General features: G+C 66.2%; 19 protein-coding genes. 8 read left to right on the top strand and 11 right to left on the bottom strand.

The window, feature by feature from the left end; genetic code table 11:
- The first annotated feature begins 128 nt into the window (after window positions 1–128).
- The 3 genes from RHA1_RS16360 to RHA1_RS16350 all read left to right on the top strand — a co-directional run bounded on the left by RHA1_RS16360 (window position 129) and on the right by RHA1_RS16350 (window position 5,210).
- The gene (locus RHA1_RS16360; protein ID WP_043780069.1) at window positions 129–437 is read left to right on the top strand and encodes a hypothetical protein; all 309 of its coding nucleotides are present in this window, start codon (window positions 129–131) and stop codon (window positions 435–437) included.
- A 127-nt stretch (window positions 438–564) separates the two neighbouring features.
- A complete protein-coding gene (locus tag RHA1_RS16355) occupies window positions 565–1,752 on the top strand; it encodes an epoxide hydrolase family protein (protein ID WP_011596014.1) in 1,188 nt (395 codons plus the stop codon).
- A gap of 218 nt (window positions 1,753–1,970) precedes the next feature.
- Window positions 1,971–5,210, top strand: coding sequence for a protein kinase domain-containing protein (locus tag RHA1_RS16350; RefSeq protein ID WP_011596013.1), 3,240 nt, complete (start codon window positions 1,971–1,973; stop codon window positions 5,208–5,210).
- Window positions 5,211–5,314: 104 nt separating this feature from the next.
- Here the strand turns inward: RHA1_RS16350 and RHA1_RS16345 are convergent, their stop codons facing one another.
- The 4 genes from RHA1_RS16345 to RHA1_RS16330 all read right to left on the bottom strand — a co-directional run bounded on the left by RHA1_RS16345 (window position 5,315) and on the right by RHA1_RS16330 (window position 7,601).
- The gene (locus tag RHA1_RS16345) at window positions 5,315–5,722 is read right to left on the bottom strand and encodes an arsenate reductase ArsC (protein WP_011596012.1); all 408 of its coding nucleotides are present in this window, start codon (window positions 5,720–5,722) and stop codon (window positions 5,315–5,317) included.
- The gene (gene arsB / locus RHA1_RS16340) at window positions 5,719–6,807 is read right to left on the bottom strand and encodes an ACR3 family arsenite efflux transporter (RefSeq protein WP_011596011.1); all 1,089 of its coding nucleotides are present in this window, start codon (window positions 6,805–6,807) and stop codon (window positions 5,719–5,721) included. Before arsB ends, RHA1_RS16345 begins: the two co-directional genes overlap by 4 nt.
- Entirely contained in the window at window positions 6,804–7,190 is a 387-nt protein-coding gene (locus RHA1_RS16335; RefSeq protein ID WP_011596010.1) for an ArsR/SmtB family transcription factor, read from the bottom strand. The genes arsB and RHA1_RS16335 overlap by 4 nt, the downstream gene beginning before the upstream one ends.
- Window positions 7,191–7,268: 78 nt before the next feature.
- Window positions 7,269–7,601 (bottom strand): hypothetical protein, encoded by a 333-nt coding sequence (locus RHA1_RS16330; RefSeq protein WP_041811548.1) that lies wholly within the window; start codon window positions 7,599–7,601, stop codon window positions 7,269–7,271.
- A 325-nt stretch (window positions 7,602–7,926) separates the two neighbouring features.
- Here RHA1_RS16330 and RHA1_RS16325 point away from each other — a divergent pair, with 325 nt between their 5' ends.
- Entirely contained in the window at window positions 7,927–9,204 is a 1,278-nt protein-coding gene (locus RHA1_RS16325) for an APC family permease (protein WP_050787318.1), read from the top strand.
- Window positions 9,205–9,321: 117 nt separating this feature from the next.
- Window positions 9,322–9,789 carry a SixA phosphatase family protein gene (locus tag RHA1_RS16320; RefSeq protein WP_011596008.1) on the top strand — a complete coding sequence of 156 codons (468 nt, stop codon included), beginning with the start codon at window positions 9,322–9,324 and terminating at the stop codon, window positions 9,787–9,789.
- A gap of 9 nt (window positions 9,790–9,798) precedes the next feature.
- Here the strand turns inward: RHA1_RS16320 and RHA1_RS16315 are convergent, their stop codons facing one another.
- Entirely contained in the window at window positions 9,799–11,265 is a 1,467-nt protein-coding gene (locus tag RHA1_RS16315; RefSeq protein WP_011596007.1) for a CYTH and CHAD domain-containing protein, read from the bottom strand.
- Window positions 11,266–11,487: 222 nt separating this feature from the next.
- Between RHA1_RS16315 and RHA1_RS16310 the strand changes: the two genes are divergently transcribed.
- On the top strand, window positions 11,488–11,811 hold the full coding sequence (locus RHA1_RS16310; RefSeq protein WP_011596006.1) for a WhiB family transcriptional regulator: 324 nt from the start codon (window positions 11,488–11,490) through the stop codon (window positions 11,809–11,811).
- A complete protein-coding gene (locus tag RHA1_RS16305; RefSeq protein WP_011596005.1) occupies window positions 11,808–12,200 on the top strand; it encodes a barstar family protein in 393 nt (130 codons plus the stop codon). The genes RHA1_RS16310 and RHA1_RS16305 overlap by 4 nt, the downstream gene beginning before the upstream one ends.
- A 10-nt stretch (window positions 12,201–12,210) precedes the next feature.
- On the opposite strand, the gene RHA1_RS16300 is transcribed toward RHA1_RS16305, so the two are convergent.
- From RHA1_RS16300 to RHA1_RS16290, 3 genes are all read right to left on the bottom strand, one after another.
- Window positions 12,211–12,792 (bottom strand): hypothetical protein, encoded by a 582-nt coding sequence (locus tag RHA1_RS16300; protein ID WP_016881895.1) that lies wholly within the window; start codon window positions 12,790–12,792, stop codon window positions 12,211–12,213.
- A 115-nt stretch (window positions 12,793–12,907) separates the two neighbouring features.
- The gene (locus tag RHA1_RS16295) at window positions 12,908–13,156 is read right to left on the bottom strand and encodes a hypothetical protein (RefSeq protein ID WP_009476319.1); all 249 of its coding nucleotides are present in this window, start codon (window positions 13,154–13,156) and stop codon (window positions 12,908–12,910) included.
- Between the two features lie 168 nt (window positions 13,157–13,324).
- Window positions 13,325–14,218, bottom strand: a complete 894-nt coding sequence (locus RHA1_RS16290) for an aldehyde dehydrogenase family protein (RefSeq protein ID WP_011596003.1) — start codon at window positions 14,216–14,218, stop codon at window positions 13,325–13,327.
- Window positions 14,219–14,224: 6 nt separating this feature from the next.
- Between RHA1_RS16290 and RHA1_RS16285 the strand changes: the two genes are divergently transcribed.
- Window positions 14,225–15,484 carry an IS701 family transposase gene (locus RHA1_RS16285; protein ID WP_011595195.1) on the top strand — a complete coding sequence of 420 codons (1,260 nt, stop codon included), beginning with the start codon at window positions 14,225–14,227 and terminating at the stop codon, window positions 15,482–15,484.
- Window positions 15,485–15,569: 85 nt separating this feature from the next.
- Here the strand turns inward: RHA1_RS16285 and RHA1_RS16280 are convergent, their stop codons facing one another.
- The 3 genes from RHA1_RS16280 to RHA1_RS16270 are packed head-to-tail and all read right to left on the bottom strand — an operon-like array spanning window position 15,570 to window position 17,375.
- Entirely contained in the window at window positions 15,570–16,229 is a 660-nt protein-coding gene (locus RHA1_RS16280; RefSeq protein WP_011596002.1) for an aldehyde dehydrogenase family protein, read from the bottom strand.
- 16 nt (window positions 16,230–16,245) lie between these two features.
- Complete coding sequence (locus RHA1_RS16275; protein ID WP_011596001.1) at window positions 16,246–16,839, bottom strand: thiamine pyrophosphate-dependent enzyme; 594 nt, start codon at window positions 16,837–16,839, stop codon at window positions 16,246–16,248.
- Complete coding sequence (locus tag RHA1_RS16270; protein WP_011596000.1) at window positions 16,839–17,375, bottom strand: thiamine pyrophosphate-binding protein; 537 nt, start codon at window positions 17,373–17,375, stop codon at window positions 16,839–16,841. Before RHA1_RS16270 ends, RHA1_RS16275 begins: the two co-directional genes overlap by 1 nt.
- Window positions 17,376–17,450: the final 75 nt, after the last annotated feature.

Here is a 17,450-nt window from a genome sequence, read left to right as displayed (position 1 = left end):
GTGCGGACCCGGGCTGAACTCATCGAGGGCTTCGCTGGTCCCCGCGGGTACCTGCGTAGGAAATGCGGGTAGTGAAGCACGTAGATCTTCGCCGTCCCACTCGCCGCGCAATTGCGAGTCTTATCGGCATGAACAGCACACACCAACACCACATCAAGACACACACCACCAGCACGTCCTGGAAGCGGTTCGCCACCGTCGGAGTCGCCGCCGCCGCACTCGCCATCATCCCCGCCGGCGTCGCGGCCGCATCCACCAGCACGCCGGCGCCCATCCCCCTCGCAGCCGTCGCCAGCCACGACATCCCCCGCGATCACGACAACACCATGCAGCAGCGCCGGCACGACCGTCAACGCCACCAGAGGCAGGACCGCCGCGCCGAAATCACCATCGGCAACGAGATCCTCGACGGCTGGGGCAGCAGCACCCCGAGGTAGACGGTCGCACCGTCGAACGCTCCCCCGAGGGCCGAACCAACGTCATCGCTCCCTGGCCCCGTCAGAAGCGGCGCCAATCCAACAAAAACCTTCTCGAACAACAACCAACACAGCAAGGAAACCCTTCATGTCTTTCGCAACCGACGTCACCATCCGGCCGTTCACAGCCCAGTTCCCCGACTCCGAACTCGAGGCACTGCGTGAGCGCATCGAGACCACCCGCTGGCCCGAAACGGAAACCGTCGCAGATCAGTCGCAGGGCACACCGCTCGCGACGAGCAAGGCACTGGCGCAGTACTGGGCCTCGGAATACGACTGGCGCAAGGTCGAGGCGAAGCTGAATGCTCTGCCGCAGTACATCACTGAGATCGACGGGTTGGACATTCATTTCATTCACGTCCGCTCGAAGCACGAGGATGCGTTGCCGCTCGTCGTCACACATGGGTGGCCCGGTTCGATCGTCGAGCAGCTGAAGATCATCGACCCCCTGACCAATCCCACCGCCCATGGTGGTGACGCGTCGGATGCTTTCCATCTGGTGATTCCGTCGATGCCCGGTTACGGATTTTCGGGCAAGCCCACGACGACCGGCTGGGGCCCCGACCGCATCGCACGTGCCTGGGTGGAGCTGATGAAGCGCCTCGGGTACAACCGGTACGTGGCACAGGGCGGGGACTGGGGTGCGATCGTGACAGAGGCGATGGCGGTGCAGGGGCCGCCGGAACTGCTCGGCATTCACACCAACATGGCCAAGGTGGTTCCACCCGAGATCGACCAGGCGCTCCTCACCGGGCATCCCGTGCCCGCCGATCTGTCCGACGACGAACAGGCTGCGTGCGACCAGCTCGCATTCTTCTATCAGCACATCGGCTACGCCGTGGAGATGGGGTCGCGGCCGGAGACACTGATCGGATTGGCGGATTCGCCCGTCGGTCTGGCCGCGTTCATGATCGACCACGACCCGGCGAGTTTGGCGCTGATCTCGCGGGTCTTCGCGGGACAGCCCGAAGGTCTGACGCGAGACGACATCCTCGACAACATCACCCTGTTCTGGCTGACGAACACGGCGTTGTCGGCGGCTCGTCTCTACTGGGAGAACAATGCCCCGTTCTTCGCCGCGGGTAGCGTCTCCATCCCGGTTGCCGTGAGCGTCTTTCCCGACGAGCTCTATCAGGCACCGCGCAGTTGGGCAGAGAAGGCCTACCCCAACCTCATCCACTTCAACAAGCTCGACAAGGGCGGGCACTTCGCCGCCTGGGAGCAGCCCCAGCATTTGGTAAACGAGCTCCGCGTGGGCTTGCGGTCGCTTCGATAACGACCAGGACGTGTGTGCCAGCGCACGAGCTGAGAGCGACCGGGTGGCTCATTCCGAGCCACTCGGTTCGCCTTCGGTTGTGCAGCCAACCCCGTGTTCACCATTCTCGTCGACTTCGCAGCGGTGCGGCGCGGCGATATCCTGGGGTACATCGTCGAGAGGTGAGCAGTGTGGCATTCGTTCGGCAGTGCCTCGAGCGGGATGAATCGATGTAGTCGATGACGGACGTCGATCCGTTCGCGACGCAACGCGACGTGTCCGGTTCGGTCACGGCGGAGTTGGCGGCGGCCGGATTCGAGGATGCCCAGGAGATCGGCCGCGGCGGTTTCGGCGTCGTGTACCGGTGCACGCAGGCTGCGCTCGACCGCACCGTGGCGGTCAAGGTCCTCACCGCAGACCTCGACGAGGAGAATCGGGCACGGTTCCTGCGTGAGCAGCGTGCGGCCGGCCGGCTGACCGGTCACCCCAACATCGTCAATGTTTTCCACGCCGGTGTCACCGATAACGGTCGGCCCTTCATCGTGATGCCGTACCACGCCCAGGGGTCGCTCGACGAGCGGATCCGGCGCCACGGGCCGCTCCCGCTCGACGAAGCGTTGCGACTCGGGGTGAAGATTGCCGGCGCCCTCGAAACTGCCCACCGGCTCGGGATCCTGCATCGCGATGTCAAGCCCGGGAACATCCTGTTCACCGACTACGGCGAGCCTGCGCTGACGGATTTCGGCATCGCTCACATCGCCGGTGGGTTCGAAACCACGGCCGGCGTCGTGACGGGTTCGCCGGCGTTCACCGCCCCCGAGGTGGTGGCCGGTGAGCCCCCGAGTGCTGCTGCCGATGTGTACGGCCTCGGTGCCACCCTGTTCGCGGCGATCACTGGTCATGCGGCGTTCGAACGCCGAAGCGGTGAGCAGGTGGTGGCACAGTTCCTGAGGATCACGTCCGAGCCGGTGCCGAACCCGCGCGAACACGGCATTTCCGAGGGGGTCAGCGCTGTCATCGAACGTGCCATGTCCGCAGAGGCAGGCGCTCGCCCCTCCGCAGTGGAACTGGGTCGGCAACTCCGCGAGTCCCAACTGCAGCACGGCTTCCCGGTCGACGAGATGGCAATGCATGCGGAACCGGGGGCAGCGCATGGCGGAGAGCCAGTCCGGCCGTCGTGGTCGCCGGCGGATTCGGGCCGAACGGGTGGACTTCCGCTGGAGCTGACCAGTTTCGTCGACCGCCGCACGGAACTCGCCGAGGCGACGAACTTGCTCTCGACGTCGCGGCTGGTGACGTTGACCGGAATCGGCGGGGTGGGAAAGACCCGGCTTGCTCTGCGTGCAGCCGCCAAAGCGAAACGAAACTTCTCGGACGGTGTGACACTGGTGGAACTGGCTGAGCTGCTGGACGATTCGCTGGTCGCGGGGGTCGTAGCGGCCGCACTGGGCTTGCGTGACCAGTCTGCGCGACCTTCACACGAGGTGCTCGTCGAGTTCCTCGCCCCGCGTGAAGTGTTGCTCGTGCTGGACAACTGCGAGCAGGTGGTGGACGCGGCCGCGAAACTCGCCGAAATCCTGCTGCGCGCGTGCCCTCGGCTGCGAATTCTCGCGACGAGTCGCGAACCGCTCGGAATCGGTGGGGAAACAGCCCTTCTTATTCCCCCGTTGCCCGTCCCGGATCCCGATCACCTGCCGAAAGGACCGCCCCGCAACGACGCGGTCACCCTCTTCGCGGAACGCGGCGCCGCCGTAGTCCCCGGATTCGAGCTCACCGAGGAGAACAAGGTCACCATCGCCCGAATCTGTCAGCGGCTGGACGGGCTGCCGCTGCCGATCGAACTGGCGGCGGCCCGGCTACGCGCGATGACACCCGATCAGATCCTGCAGCGTCTCACCGATCGTTACCTACTCCTCACTCGCGGCAGCAGGGACGCGCCTTCCCGGCAGCAGACGTTGCGGATGTGCATCGACTGGAGTTACGACCTGTGCACACCTGCGGAACAACGGATGTGGGCGCAGCTCTCCGTGTTCGCGGGCAGTTTCGAACTCGAGGCCGCGGAACAGGTCTGCCATGGCGACGACGCAGACGACCTCCTCGACACCGTGACGTTTCTCGTCGACAAGTCGATCCTGACGAGAGAAGAGTCGGGTTCCGCGGTGCGGTTCCGAATGCTCGAGACCGTGCGCGCCTACGGGCGGGAAAAGATGCAGGAGAGGGGCGACTACACCGCGCTTCGCCGTCGACACCGCGACTGGTGTGAGCGGCTGGCGGTCGAGGCGGAAACCGAATGGATCAGTTCCCGGCAGCTCGCGTTGATCGCCAGACTGACTCGGGAACAACCGAATCTCCGTGAGGCGCTGGATTTTTGCATGTCCGACAGTCCCGCAACGGGACTGCGGATCGCTGCCGCACTGTACCCGTTCTGGCTGTCCCGGGGATTGTTCAGCGAGGGTCGGCGATGGCTCGGTCGCCTCCTCGCTCGAGAACCGGGAGAGTCTACCGGCGATCGCGTCAAGGCGCTCTACGCCGGCAGTATGCTGGCCGGAGTGCAGGGCGACATTTCCGTGTCGGACGCGCTGGCGGAGCAAGCGCAGGCGGTTGCCGCTCAGTCGAGCGACCCGCTGGTGCGTGCGCACGCCGACCACGCGGCCGGCTACGCGGCACTGTTCGCCGGGCGCCTTTCCGACGCCCGCGCACATCTCGAGAAGGCTGTCCGAGGGTTCACGGCACGCAACGACCTCTACGAGGTCGCCGCAGTCGTGGGTCTCGGCATGACGCACGACCTCGTGAACGACACGGAACGAGCCGTCGAATGCCATGAGCGCGTCCTCGCGATCACCGAGGCGCAGGGCGAATCGGTGTATCGGTCGTATTCGCTGTGGGCGCTGGCTGTCGCGGTGTGGCGGCTCGGGGAGAGCGCACGGGCGTCGCAGCTCCTCGGGCAGGCTCTCCAGATCGACCGTCGCGTGAACGACCGGCTCAGCGCCAGTGTGTGCCTGCAGGCGCTCGCGTGGCTCGCCGCGGAGGAACACAATATGGAACGAGCGGTCGTATTGATGGGCGCCGCAGACGAGTGCATCCGATCGGTGGGCAGTTCGACGGTGTTGGTGCCCGGCATGAGCGTGTACCAGGACGAGTGCGAACGCCGGACCCGAGAGGCGATGAGTGAGCAGGCCTTCGCCGCGGCCCGCAGAAAGGGTGCGGCGCTCGGCTTCGACGCAGCAGTCGCCTACGCGCTGGGCGAGCAGGTTTCGCCCTCTCCGACGTCCGCCGGTCCGTCGCCCACACCGACGAAGCGGGAGCGTGAGGTTGCCGCCCTCATCGCCGAGGGGCTGACCAACAAGGAGATCGCCGCGCGGCTGGTGATATCGCCCCGCACCGCACAGGGGCACGTGGAACATCTCCTGACGAAGCTGGGATTCAACTCACGCGCACAAATTGCGGCATGGGTAGTGGAATCGCAGGTGGAGGGGTGATCAGGGCGACCGGGCCACGCGGCAGGCGAGCGGCCCCGGTTGCCGTCAAAAGGACGGTACGCAGGCGACCGCGATCTGACCGGCGACTCGTACCGGTTCGCGTCTCAGGCGGTGGCGGGGACGAGTTCGGCGATCAGCGCTTCGACTCGCGCCTTGATCTCGTCGCGGATCGGACGAACCGCGTCGACGCCCTTGCCTGCCGGATCGTCGAGCGCCCAGTCCCGATAGCTGACCCCGGGGAAGACGGGGCAGGCGTCGCCGCAGCCCATCGTGATCACCACGTCGGAGGTTTCGACGGCCCCTGGGGTCAGGATCTTCGGGGATTGGCCGGAGATGTCGATCCCGATCTCGGCCATGGCGTCGACCGCTGCCGGGTTGACGGTAGCGGCCGGCGCGGACCCAGCTGAGCGGACCTCGATCCGATCACCGGCGAGGTGGGCCAGGAACCCGGCGGCCATCTGGGAGCGGCCGGCGTTGTGGACGCAGACGAACAACACACTGGGCCTGGTCATGACAGCGAACCTTCCGTAGCGGACGCGCGGAACCGGGAACGGAGCGCGAGCGACACGTAGACCAGCCCCACGAGGACGGGGACCTCGATCAGCGGTCCGACGACACCGGCCAGCGCCTGGCCCGACGCCGCACCATAGGTGGCGATGGCGACGGCGATGGCGAGTTCGAAGTTGTTGCCCGCGGCGGTGAACGCGAGAGTGGTGGTGCGCTGGTAACCCAGGCCCATGACGGCGCCGAGGGCGTAGCCGCCGCCCCACATGATCGCGAAATAGGCGAGAAGCGGGATCGCGATGCGGACGACGTCCCACGGCTGGGACGTGATCCGGTCACCCTGCAGCGCGAAGAGGATCACGATCGTGAACAGCAATCCGTACAGCGCCCACGGCCCGATCCGGGGAAGGAACGTGCTCTCGTACCAGGTGCGGCCTCTGGCCTTCTCGCCGAAGCGACGGGTGAGGTAGCCGGCGAGCAGCGGGATGCCCAGGAAGATGAGCACCGACTTCGCGATCTGCCACGGTGAGGTGTCGATGGTGGTCTGCTCGAGGCCGAGCCAGCCGGGTAGCACGGACAGATAGAACCAGCCGAGCACGGCGAACATGATGACCTGGAACACCGAGTTGATCGCGACCAGGACGGCGGCTGCCTCGCGGTCACCGCACGCGAGGTCGTTCCAGATGATGACCATGGCGATGCAGCGGGCCAGGCCGACGATGATCAGACCGGTGCGGTACTCCGGCAGATCCGGCAGGAGCAACCAGGCGAGGGCGAACATCAGTGCCGGACCGAGCACCCAGTTCAGTACCAACGATCCGATGAGCAGTCTGCGGTCGCCGGTGACGGTGTCGAGTCGGTCGTAGCGGACCTTCGCAAGCACCGGGTACATCATGATGAGCAGGCCGAGGGCGATCGGCAACGAGATGCCGTCGATCTCGACGGCGCTCAGGGCGTCCCCGAGTCCGGGGATCATCCGGCCGAGGAGCAGTCCGGTGACCATGGCGACGCCGATCCACACCGGCAGGAACCGGTCCAGGGTGGAAAGCTTCCCGACGACGGCTGGGTGTCCGGTCGTGGTGGCCCCGCTCATGCCCGCGCCTCGGCGCACGTCGGGGACGGTACGGCGGTGCCGCTCTCGGTCAGTAGCACAGCAGACAATTGCTGCAGCGCCGACGGGATCACCCAGTAGTACACCCAGGTGCCGCGTCGCTCGCAGTCCAGCAGGCCGGCGGCGCGGAGCACCTTGAGGTGATGCGAGATCGTCGGCTGCGACAGGTCGAACGACTCGGAGATATCGCACACGCAGGCTTCGCCTCCGGCGTGGCTGGCGATCAGGCTCAGCAGGCGCAGGCGCACCGGATCGCCGAGGGCTTTGAACATCCGGGCCAGATCCCCGGCCCAGTCCTCGGTCAATGGTTCACGCGCGAGCGGCGAGCAACACGCACCACCGTCCGACAACTTCTGATTCGACATGCGTCGATATTGACAGATGTCGAATCAGAGTGCAACGCACCGGACGGCCAGGGCGCGGATCAGGCCGAGCGCCGCGTACTACTCGGCACGTCCGGACGGGAAGTGCACCGACCCGTCATTCCCGATGCAACCACCCTGGACGGGGCCGCTGCCGAAGAAGACGCCGTTGAGTTGCCCGCTTTGTCCGGGAGCGTTCGATCCGACTCCGGCACCGCCGACGCCGATCGCCCCGCACTGGTAACTGTTGTTGTCGGCGGGGGTGTTGGGGTCGGCGTGGACGTGGAGCTGCGAGCCGGGTGTGTTCGGGTCCCCATGAAATGCCGGTGCCGCCGCTACGACGCCCGAACCGAGCGCAAAAGAGGCGGCGATCGCAGCCGATGTAATCGCCGTGCGCAATGCGAACGTGTTCATCTGATGTCACCTTTGATTCGATTGTCGCCCGGCGTCTCACCGGCCGATGATTCTCGGGTTACACATGATTTCGGATATCCGTTTTCCCGATGAAACAATTATGGTCCGAGCGGTTGGCGGAAATCACCCCTTCGCGCGCTTATCGATGTTTCACGCGCGATGCCCGCACCAGCCCTCGCCACGGCCGACGCAGCCCTGGTCGTGAAACGTGATCCTGTCGCCGCGCCGAAACTGCTTGACCCCGAATGGTTCACGTGTCAGTTCCGGACAACCGCTAGCGTTGGAGTGCCCGACATCCGCACGTCCGAAGGGGAGACTGCCACGAATGGCCGGTGACGAGATTTCGGAAGGCAACGATGCGCACCCGACCGCGACGCCACAGTTGCGCCGGCGGCTGGGGGTGTTCGACTCGGTGATGATCGGCCTCGGGTCGATGATCGGGGCCGGAATCTTCGCCGCGCTGGGGCCTGCCGCGGCCGCCGCCGGAGGCGCCCTGCTCGTCGGGTTGGCCGTGGCCGCGGTGATCGCGTACTGCAATGCGCATTCCTCGGCCCGGCTCGCCGCGCTGTACCCGCAATCCGGTGGCACCTATGTCTACGGCCGTGAACGATTGGGACCGTTCTTCGGGTATCTGGCGGGCTGGGGATTCATGGTCGGCAAGACAGCCTCGTGTGCTGCGATGGCCCTGACCGTCGGCGCCTACGCCTGGCCCGGGCGTGAGCATCTCGTCGCGGTGATCGCCGTCGCCGTCATCACGGCGGTGAACTACCTGGGTGTGCAGAAGTCTGCCCTGGTCACCCGGGTCATCGTTTTCACGGTGCTCGCGGTCCTCACTGTGATCGTCGTCGTGTGCCTTACCGGTTCCGATACCGGCTTCGACGGGCTCGAGATCACCTCCGGCCACGGCGCGACCGGGGTTCTGCAGGCCGCCGGTCTCCTGTTCTTCGCGTTCGCCGGGTACGCCCGGATCGCCACGCTCGGCGAGGAGGTGAAGGACCCGGCCCGGACCATCTCCCGGGCGATCCCCATTGCTCTGGCGATCACGCTCGTCGTGTACCTGTGCGTCGCAATCGCCGTCCTGACGGCTCTCGGCGCCGACGCACTCGCTGCCGCGACGGATCCGCTCGCGCAGGCCGTTGCCGCTGCGGGGTTCGGGGGCCTCGAGCCGGTGGTCCGGGTGGCCGCGGTGATCGCCGCGCTCGGCTCGCTGCTCGCCCTGATCCTTGGGGTGTCACGGACCACGTTCGCGATGGCACGGGACGGCCACCTGCCACGTCTGCTCACCGCCGTCCACCCCCGGTTCGCGGTGCCCTACCGGGCCGAGTTGGCCGTCGGTGCGGTGGTGGCGCTCCTCGCCGCGACAGCGGATCTGCGCGGCGTCATCGGGTTCTCCTCGTTCGCGGTGCTGGTCTACTACCTGATCGCCAACGCATCGGCCTGCACCTTGTCCGCGAAACCGTGGTCGCGGCTCATTGCCGTCGTCGGCGCCGTCGGGTGCCTCGTTCTCGCCGCGTTCCTCCCCCTGGCCTCGGTGATCTCGGGTGTGATCGTCCTCGGGCTGGGGGCTGTGATCTACGGGATCCGCACTTCCCTCCGTACCTGACCGTCGAGGGTGTGTGCCGCTACCCCGCAGAGCATTTCGACCCTTTGTTCGCGGTGGCCAATTGGCGTCCCGCGTGGGAGTCTTCAACGACAATCCCTGCGCCGGGAGAAGGTGAGAATGTTAGTCCTGGTCCGGCACTCCCATGCAGGCGAGAAGAAGCTGTGGCACGGCCCCGACGCCGAGCGACCGCTGAGCCCACTCGGGCACGAGCAGGCCCACGGTTTCGTCGCTGCGCTGGGCGGCATCGAGATCACGAGTCTGTTCTCGAGTCCCACCACCCGCTGTCGCCAGACCCTGTTTCCACTCGCCGAGGCGCGCGGTCTGCCTGTCCACGATCACCCGCTGCTGGCACCGGACGCGTCCCCCGACGAACTGTTTTCCACGCTCCACGAGCCCGACGCCGACCGGGCAATCTTCTGCACGCACGGGGAGATCCTCAACGCGCTGGCCGAGTTCGCGCGGTCGCGAGGGATACCGGACGTCCCGCCCTCGGGCGCGACCGCGAAAGGGGGCGCGTGGTTCGTCGACTGCGGTGCAGGTCCGTCCCCGACGCTGCGGTACCTCGCTCCGATTCCGGCGGGCTGACCTCGACTTCTAGGCCGACGCGAGCCGGGCGGCGTCCTCCCGGGCCTGCCGCGCCTTCTGCAGTTCCAGGCCGTACAGCAGGCCGAACGTGAAACCGTTCTCGCCGGGTGTCGCGCCGGCGCGGGCACCGAGAGTCCGGAGCGTCTCCGCGGCGACGACGCTGTCCTGGTGCTCGCCGAGGACCGTCTGCATCTTCTTGAACCGTGCCGCCTTCTTCTTCGCCGTCTTCTTTCCCAGAATCGGTGCGGCGAGTTCGGCGGCGTACCGGGCCCGTTTGGCGGCCTTCCGCGCGCGGTGCAGGGCCGCATCGTCGTCGTCGGCAGCTGCGGTGGCGACGCGTGTGAGCGCTTTGCGTTCGGCTTTCCGTACGCACTTGTCGATCACCCGGGGATCGTCGCCGGCCTCGGCGGTCAGCGGTGGAGTGGTGCGCCACTGCGCCAGGGTGGCCAGCAGCGCACGGTAGCGGTCACCGTCGAGCGCTGCCATCACCTCTGTTCTCTGACGGAGTTGCTCGGCGAGCAGATCGTTCTCGATGCGCGCGGCAACCGGCCCCATCACGAGTTCCGGAGGCAGGGCGGCGAGCGCATCCGCGAACCGTGCGCGTTGCACCTGCCGATCCCGCACCTCCCCGAGCAAACCGGCGTACCAGGACAGTTCCGCGTCGAGTTCTGCCCGCGCGACCGGTTCGAACAGGCGCGTGAATACCCGCAACGTGCTGCGGAAACGTCGGATCCCCACGCGGGTGGGGTGGACCGGGTCCAGCCCGCGCCGCAACCACACGTCGCCGGCGACGATCGCCTGAACCTGAGCATCCAGATAGTCGACGAGCGCCGCTTCCACGGTCGTTCGGGTCGTGTCCCCGCCGTCGACGGCGAGGTGCGCGACGGTGAGCACACGGCTGAGCTTCGACGGATACGGGGACGGCTGCGCACCGCGGCGGGTGACGCGCTTACCGATCTTCCCGAGCAGTTTCTCGTCCCCGGCGTCGCCGAGTTCGACCTCCACCTCCCGCCACTCACTCAGGACAGCGCGATCGCCGGCGACGGCGCCGCGCACCCGGTCGTCCGCCACTTCCGCCAGCAGACGGTCGTCCCGGTCGAGGAGTCGCTGTGTGCGTCTCACGGTTTTCAGCGTCGCCACCGGATGCACAGGTTTACCCCGTGCGACACCCGCAATCATGGTCGCCAAATCGTCAGGAACCGCGTCACTCTCCCCTGGAGGCATCCGAATCTCGGTGCGTGCTTTGTCGGCGGGGACCTTCAACTGCCATCCCACATCGGCGTCCCCGGTCCGGCGGCGGAACGTGATCTTCTGACGGAGCAGATCGCGGTCATCCGTGTCGTAGTAGACGCTGTTCAGATTCACCGTGCCCTGCTCGATCCGTCCACCGGCAGGCAACACGTCCTCGAGATCCGGCAGAACGAACTCGAGCCCCACCTCGTACTTGTCTTCCCGCTCCCGCTGCGTCGACACCATGGATCCAGTCTGCACCCACGACGGCAGGGCCGACCTCCGACGCGCGCTCGGCACGGAGTGCAGTTAATCTGTCAGCGGTGCAATTGTCGATCGCACCTCGTCGCCGGAGCCGAGGCGTTGCGAAAATCTGTCCGCAACCGAACCTTTCACACGATCCATCGGGCCGTGCCCGCATTCCCAGTGCCCTGACTGTGCTCGGTCTTCGAGATGGGATGGCTCCACATGAGCAAACCGAACAGGCGTCACGACCTCGCACACCCCGCAGCGGACCTCGGCTGGATAACGCGGGCTCAGTGTCGAGAAGGAGACCCGGATCAGCTCTTCGTCACAGGCGCCGCGCAACGCAAAGCCGCCGCCCTCTGCAGGCACTGCCCGGTGCTGATGGAATGCGGTGCGTACGCACTCGACAATCGAGTCGAATTCGGCATCTGGGGTGGGATGACGGAACGGCAGCGCCGGGCACTGCTCGCGACGCATCCCGAGGTCCGCTGGTCCGAGCTCTTCACGAACCCTCCACCTGTCGGGTGGGGAATGATCGAACCATGACCGGACAACCCGTGATGTACGTGATCGACGGCGCGCGCATCCACACGCTCGACGACGTCTTCACGGTGGTCGGAGAAGCGGTACGCGGTGAAGGCGGGTACTTCGGCCGCAACCTGGATGCGTTCGCCGACTGCCTCACCGGTGGATACGGCACGCCTGATGACGGTGGTTTCCTCTTCGTATGGGAGAACAGCGACAGATCCCGCGAGGCCCTCGGGTATGCAGAGACTGCGCGTCAGCTCGAGCAGCGTCTCGCGCAGTGCCACCCGACGAACCGGGAGAGGGTGCGTGCCGATCTCGAGCGCGCGCTGAGGGAGGACGGGCCCACGGCCTTCGACTGGGTTGTCGGCATCTTCGAGTTCCGGGATGTGCGGATCGACCTTCGGTAGGCGGTAGCTCTCACTCGGCCAGGTAGAGAGCCACCCGGAAGTATCGTGAATCGCGACGGAAGGTCGGTGTGGTGACGCCGTACCGCTCGATGAACTCGTGCTGTTCGACGAACCGAAGGTCACCGGACGTGCCGGGCACCGAGTACTGCCGATTCGGCATGCGCCACGTGCCCGTGTCGGGTACGTCCCACATGTGTACGTTGTCGGGCAACAGTTTCCAGCCCTGGTCGGTGTGCAGTTCGAGGTTCGCGACGACCTCGATGGTCGCGACCACTCCGCTCACGGACAGCACGGGCTGAGGGGAGAACCCCGGGTACCTGTCGACGTAGAAGACTCCTCGGCCGACACCGTTCTTCCGACTCTCGACCTCCTCTGCCAGTGATCGAAGCTCGGCGGGAAGCTGCTGCTCGTCGAGCCACGAGAGGGCGGTGGTCACGGTGTCACCCGGGTGCCAGACGGAGTCTGCGGCGACAGGCTCGTCGTCGACGAAGACCGTGAGCGTCCGGGGTGAGGCATGGTCAGGGGTGCGTCGTGGTCGTTCGTCGAGCATCGTCAGACCCCGCGCAGTAGGCGGACCGATGGGCGACGCCATCGGGTGCGGGGTTACCGTGCAGCAGACGATACGCGCCCTGCCGCATCGGTTCGACCGCCGCTGCCGCACTGAACGCGGCAGCGGCGCCGACGGAGGGCCGTCCGATCGATGCGAATCAGTACGGCAAAGACGAGCAGCTGGGTCGGTCGACGATGGCCTGACCTTCGCAGAGCATGGCCTGCTCGTCGTCGTCGAAACGGTCGCGCCGATCCCGGTCGCGGGCATCGCGGTCCGACTGTGAGGCCACCGCGACATCAGTGCCCGACGAGGCGGGCATGGCGTGCGCGATTCCGGCTGCGCCGGTGAGAGAGAACGCGACCGCGGCGAACATCAGGCCGGCGCGAATGGCAGTGTGGCGAAACATGCGGTGTCCTTGGTGGTGTGTGGTCGAGTATTCCTTGGCCACAACAACACTGCCTTCCGGGCAAGCGGTTCGACAGACACCCTAGGGTGCTCGTTGCCCACCCCTGTGCGCTCACGCGCCCGTGAGTACTTGTTAACCCCCCACGGTTAATAAGTACTCACAGGCGCGTCAGCGCATGACGAAGGGATTGCCGGATGGGGCTCCGGTGTTGATCCAGACGCTCTTGGTGTGCAGGTATTCGTCCAGTGCTCCGATTCCGTTCTCCCGGCCGAGACCGGAGTCTTTGACGCCGCCGAAGGGCGCCATGAAGCTCACTGCCCGGTAGGTGTTGACCCAGACCGTTCCGGATTGGATCGCCTCGGCCATGCGGAAGGCCCGGGCGATGTCACTCGTCCACACTCCGGCACCGAGGCCGAACCGGACGTCGTTGGCGATACGAACCGCGTCGTGCTCGTCGTCGAACGGGATGACCGCGAGTACCGGGCCGAACACTTCTTCCTGTGCGAGGCGGTGGCTGTTGTCGACGCCGGTGAAGATCGTGGGTTCGACGAACCAGCCGTTGCCGCACTCGGGTCGTTGCGCCGCCGAGCCGCCGAGCACTGCCCGGGCTCCGTCGTGCTTGGCGACGTCGAGGTATTCGAGAACCTTCGCGAACTGCGGCCGGGTGGTGATCGGCCCGACCTGTGTGTGCGGATCGAGGGGGTCACCCATCCGCGCGGTGCGAGCGAGGTCGACGACCTTGTCGACGAAGCTGTCGTGAATCGATCGCTGCACCAGGAGCCTGGATCCGGCGATGCAGGTTTGGCCGGTGGCGGCGAAGATTCCCGACACGACCCCGTTGACGGCAGAGTCCAGGTCTGCGTCGTCGAACACGATATTCGGTGACTTGCCGCCGAGTTCGAGACTGACGTGCTTGAAGCTTCGGGCGGCCTGCTCGTTGATCCGGCGTCCGGTGAGGTCGGACCCGGTGAAGCTGACCTTCTTGACCAGTGGGTGGTCGACTAGTAGTACTTTGTTAGCTCGGCGTGTCGGCTCGAGTTTTCGTGGTTTTCTCGAGAGCATGCGGGCATGGATACAGCCGCTCTCGCCCGGGTCGGGGAACAGTTGGATACGTTTGTCGGTGAGGTGTTCTCGTCGCTGGCACGGAAGGATCAACGGGAGAAGGCGGGGCTGTATGCGCGGGGGTTGATGCTCGACGGCCGGCGGAAGTCGATGCAGCCGATGGCGCAGCGGTTGCAGGTCGACCATCAACAGTTGCAGCAGTTCGTGACGACCTCGCCGTGGGACGTGGTTCCGGTACGGAAAACCCTCTCCCGCAAAGCGTGCGATCTGATCGCCCCGGATGCGTGGGTCATCGACGACACCGGGTTCGTCAAGGACGGCGACCGCTCGCCGGGTGTGGCCCGGCAGTACTCGGGCACCCTCGGCAAGGTCGGCAACTGCCAGATCGCGGTCAGCGTGCACGCGGCCACCGATGCCGCGTCGGCCCCGTTGGACTGGCGACTGTTCCTGCCGCAGAGCTGGGACGATCGGTCCACCACCGATCCCGATGCGGTCGCGGAGATCGCCGCCCGCAGGAAGCGGTCCGCGATCCCCGACGCGGAGCAGCACCGCACCAAGTGGGAGATGGCGATCGAGATGATCGACGAGCTGATCGAGTGGGGCCGGATTCCGCCGACCACGGTGGCGGACGCCGGCTACGGCGACGCCACCGCCTTCCGGCTCTCGCTGACCGAGCGGGGCATCGACTACGTCGTCGCCGTCAAGGGGTCCACCAGCGCCTTTCCCGGCGACGCGGTCCCCGAGACACCTCCCTACAGCGGGCGCGGACGGCAACCGGCCCCGCGCTACCCGGGACCGGCCGCCAGCTGCAAGGACCTGGTCCTGGCCGCCGGACGGAAGGCCCTGCGGACGGTGACCTGGCGCCGCGGCGGCAAGGCCGACCCGACCAATCCGACCGCGGCGATGCGCTCGCGGTTCGCCGCACTGCGCCTCCGCCCGGCGAACCGCGACATTCCCCGCGCCGACGACGGCACCCTGCCCGAGCTCTGGTTGCTCGCCGAGTGGCCCGCCGGCGCCGACGAACCGACCGACTACTGGCTCTCCACCCTGCCCGCCGACACCCCACTGAAAGAACTCGTGCGCCTGGCGAAACTCCGCTGGCGCGTCGAGCACGATTACCGGGAGCTGAAAACCGGTCTCGGACTGGATCATTTCGAGGGTCGTTCCTGGCTGGGCTGGCATCACCACGCCACCCTGGTCACCGCCGCTCACCTATTCCTCACCACCCTCCGACTCACCGACCCAAAAGCAGCTGGGCAGGACTGAGCCTCTACGCCGTTCTCCGCGAACTCCAACGCGCACTTGCCCGTTGGATCGGTACCTGCCCACTCTGTGACCACACCTTCCCAACCTAACAAAGTACTACTAGGGGGCTGCCGACCTCGTCGCCGAATCCGGTGACCACGTTGACCACTCCCGGCGGCAGGCCCGCTTCTTCGAGAAGTTTCACCAGTTCGAGGGTGGATGCCGAAGTGAACTCGGACGGTTTGATCACCACCGTGCATCCCGCCGCCAGGGCAGGCGCCAGTTTCCACGCCAGGAGCAGCAGCGGCGAATTCCACGGGGTGATGACGGCGACGACCCCGATGGGCTCGCGCCTGGTGTAGGCGAAGTAGCCCTTCTTGTCGAGAGGGAGCACGGTGCCCTCGATCTTGTCGGCCAGCCCCCCGTAGTAGTAGAACCACTGCGGGACGTAGTCGACCTGCCCACCCATCTCGGAGAGCAGTTTTCCGTTGTCTTGCACTTCGATTCGGGCGAGCCGATCGGCGTCCTCGGCGATGCGGTCACCGATGTCGCGCAATACCCGCCCGCGGTCGGTCGCGGTCGTGCTCGACCACGGGCCTTCGGTGAACGCGCAGTGGGCGGCCCGAACGGCCTCGTCGACATCGTTGTCGTTTCCCCGCGCGATCTCTGCCCACGGCTTACCGGTGTACGGGTTGTCGCTGGTGATCCAGCGATCGTCCCGGGGGTGCCGCTGTGTGCCGTCGATGTGGAGCGGATATCGCTGCATCGCTGCCTCGCTCTCGTCAGAAGGGGGAGAACCCGAGTTCGGCCCGGAAGATGTTCTTGACGTGGATGCCGTCGCGCGGGGGTAGCACACGCGGGGCTTCTGCACTCGAGATGAGTACCTGCGCGAACGTCGTTCCGCGACGAGCGCGGACGTGGTCGCCGATCTGCGCGTACCCGTCGTGCGAGTCGATCCTCAATGTCGTCTCGATTCCGAATCCCTGTGCCACTGAGCAAAGGTCGGTTCCGAGACTGGAGTGACTCGGCTGCATCCCGGTCTCGCCGAAGTGGCCGTTGTCGAGTACCACGATGGTGAGATTGGGCGGAGCCTGGACGGCGATCGTCCCGAGTGCGCCGATTCCCATCAGTTGTTCGCCGTCGCCGGTGATCACTACAACGGATTCGTCGGGCTGCGCCAGCGCGAGACCGAGTCCGAGCGGTGTTGCGGCGCCCATGGCACCCCACAGATAGAAGATGCGCGGCCTGGCGCCGGCGGCACACACGTCGTAGGAGGGCGACCCCAGCCCGGTGACCATGAGCGCGTCGGGTACCTCGGACAGCAGGTCTGCCACGAAGAGGCGTCGATCGATCCTGGATGTAGTATCGGCACTCATCACATGTTCTCCCACTTCTTGCGTCCGATCAGGCTCTGGCCCAGGAGGACTGCGACGCGCTCACCGGCCAGGAACGCGGAGTCGAAGGCCGCCGCGACCACATCTGCGACTTCGTCGGGATGATCTGCGCGGTGAACGGTGATCCCCATGATTTCCAGAGCCGCCTGAGTGGCTTGTCCCATCGGGCTTTGCCACGGGTTGAACTCGGCGTACTCCCCCCGCATGGTGACCAGCGTCAGAAACGGGAACTTGCACATCTCCAACAGCGAGAACATGTTGACGCAGTTACCCACTCCGCTGCTCTGCATGAGCAGAACCGACCGTTGGCCGCCGAGCCATGCTCCGCTGACGACCGCGACACCTTCTTCCTCGGTGGTCAGCACGACATCTCGGATGTCGGGGTCCTGTTGTGCCTCACGGATGGCGTGGGAATGTCCGGCATCGGGGACGTAGGTAATCTGTTTGACGTCTCCGGACTTCAGGATCTCGAAGATCTCCTTCTGCCATACCGGAGTCTCTTTCTCGACGGTCTGCATGGTGGCTCCTTCTTGGGGAAGTCGGTGTCGCCAATATTCTGATGTGTGATGGACGGCGTTGGAAAATGCTATTTC

The sequence above is a fragment of the Rhodococcus jostii RHA1 genome, assembly GCF_000014565.1.
Lineage (GTDB): Bacteria > Actinomycetota > Actinomycetes > Mycobacteriales > Mycobacteriaceae > Rhodococcus_F > Rhodococcus_F jostii_A.
This window is presented reverse-complemented; position numbering and strand designations above follow the sequence as displayed.

Bases quoted from the DNA above. Each gene is read 5' to 3' on its own strand.
- RHA1_RS16360 (WP_043780069.1), top strand. From the start codon at position 129: ATGAACAGCACACACCAACACCACATCAAGACACACACCACCAGCACG.
- RHA1_RS16355 (WP_011596014.1), top strand. From the start codon at position 565: ATGTCTTTCGCAACCGACGTCACCATCCGGCCGTTCACAGCCCAGTTC.
- RHA1_RS16350 (WP_011596013.1), top strand. From the start codon at position 1,971: ATGACGGACGTCGATCCGTTCGCGACGCAACGCGACGTGTCCGGTTCG.
- RHA1_RS16345 (WP_011596012.1), bottom strand. From the start codon at position 5,722: ATGACCAGGCCCAGTGTGTTGTTCGTCTGCGTCCACAACGCCGGCCGC.
- arsB (WP_011596011.1), bottom strand. From the start codon at position 6,807: ATGAGCGGGGCCACCACGACCGGACACCCAGCCGTCGTCGGGAAGCTT.
- RHA1_RS16335 (WP_011596010.1), bottom strand. From the start codon at position 7,190: ATGTCGAATCAGAAGTTGTCGGACGGTGGTGCGTGTTGCTCGCCGCTC.
- RHA1_RS16330 (WP_041811548.1), bottom strand. From the start codon at position 7,601: ATGAACACGTTCGCATTGCGCACGGCGATTACATCGGCTGCGATCGCC.
- RHA1_RS16325 (WP_050787318.1), top strand. From the start codon at position 7,927: ATGGCCGGTGACGAGATTTCGGAAGGCAACGATGCGCACCCGACCGCG.
- RHA1_RS16320 (WP_011596008.1), top strand. From the start codon at position 9,322: ATGTTAGTCCTGGTCCGGCACTCCCATGCAGGCGAGAAGAAGCTGTGG.
- RHA1_RS16315 (WP_011596007.1), bottom strand. From the start codon at position 11,265: ATGGTGTCGACGCAGCGGGAGCGGGAAGACAAGTACGAGGTGGGGCTC.
- RHA1_RS16310 (WP_011596006.1), top strand. From the start codon at position 11,488: ATGAGCAAACCGAACAGGCGTCACGACCTCGCACACCCCGCAGCGGAC.
- RHA1_RS16305 (WP_011596005.1), top strand. From the start codon at position 11,808: ATGACCGGACAACCCGTGATGTACGTGATCGACGGCGCGCGCATCCAC.
- RHA1_RS16300 (WP_016881895.1), bottom strand. From the start codon at position 12,792: ATGGCGTCGCCCATCGGTCCGCCTACTGCGCGGGGTCTGACGATGCTC.
- RHA1_RS16295 (WP_009476319.1), bottom strand. From the start codon at position 13,156: ATGTTTCGCCACACTGCCATTCGCGCCGGCCTGATGTTCGCCGCGGTC.
- RHA1_RS16290 (WP_011596003.1), bottom strand. From the start codon at position 14,218: ATGCTCTCGAGAAAACCACGAAAACTCGAGCCGACACGCCGAGCTAAC.
- RHA1_RS16285 (WP_011595195.1), top strand. From the start codon at position 14,225: ATGGATACAGCCGCTCTCGCCCGGGTCGGGGAACAGTTGGATACGTTT.
- RHA1_RS16280 (WP_011596002.1), bottom strand. From the start codon at position 16,229: ATGCAGCGATATCCGCTCCACATCGACGGCACACAGCGGCACCCCCGG.
- RHA1_RS16275 (WP_011596001.1), bottom strand. From the start codon at position 16,839: ATGAGTGCCGATACTACATCCAGGATCGATCGACGCCTCTTCGTGGCA.
- RHA1_RS16270 (WP_011596000.1), bottom strand. From the start codon at position 17,375: ATGCAGACCGTCGAGAAAGAGACTCCGGTATGGCAGAAGGAGATCTTC.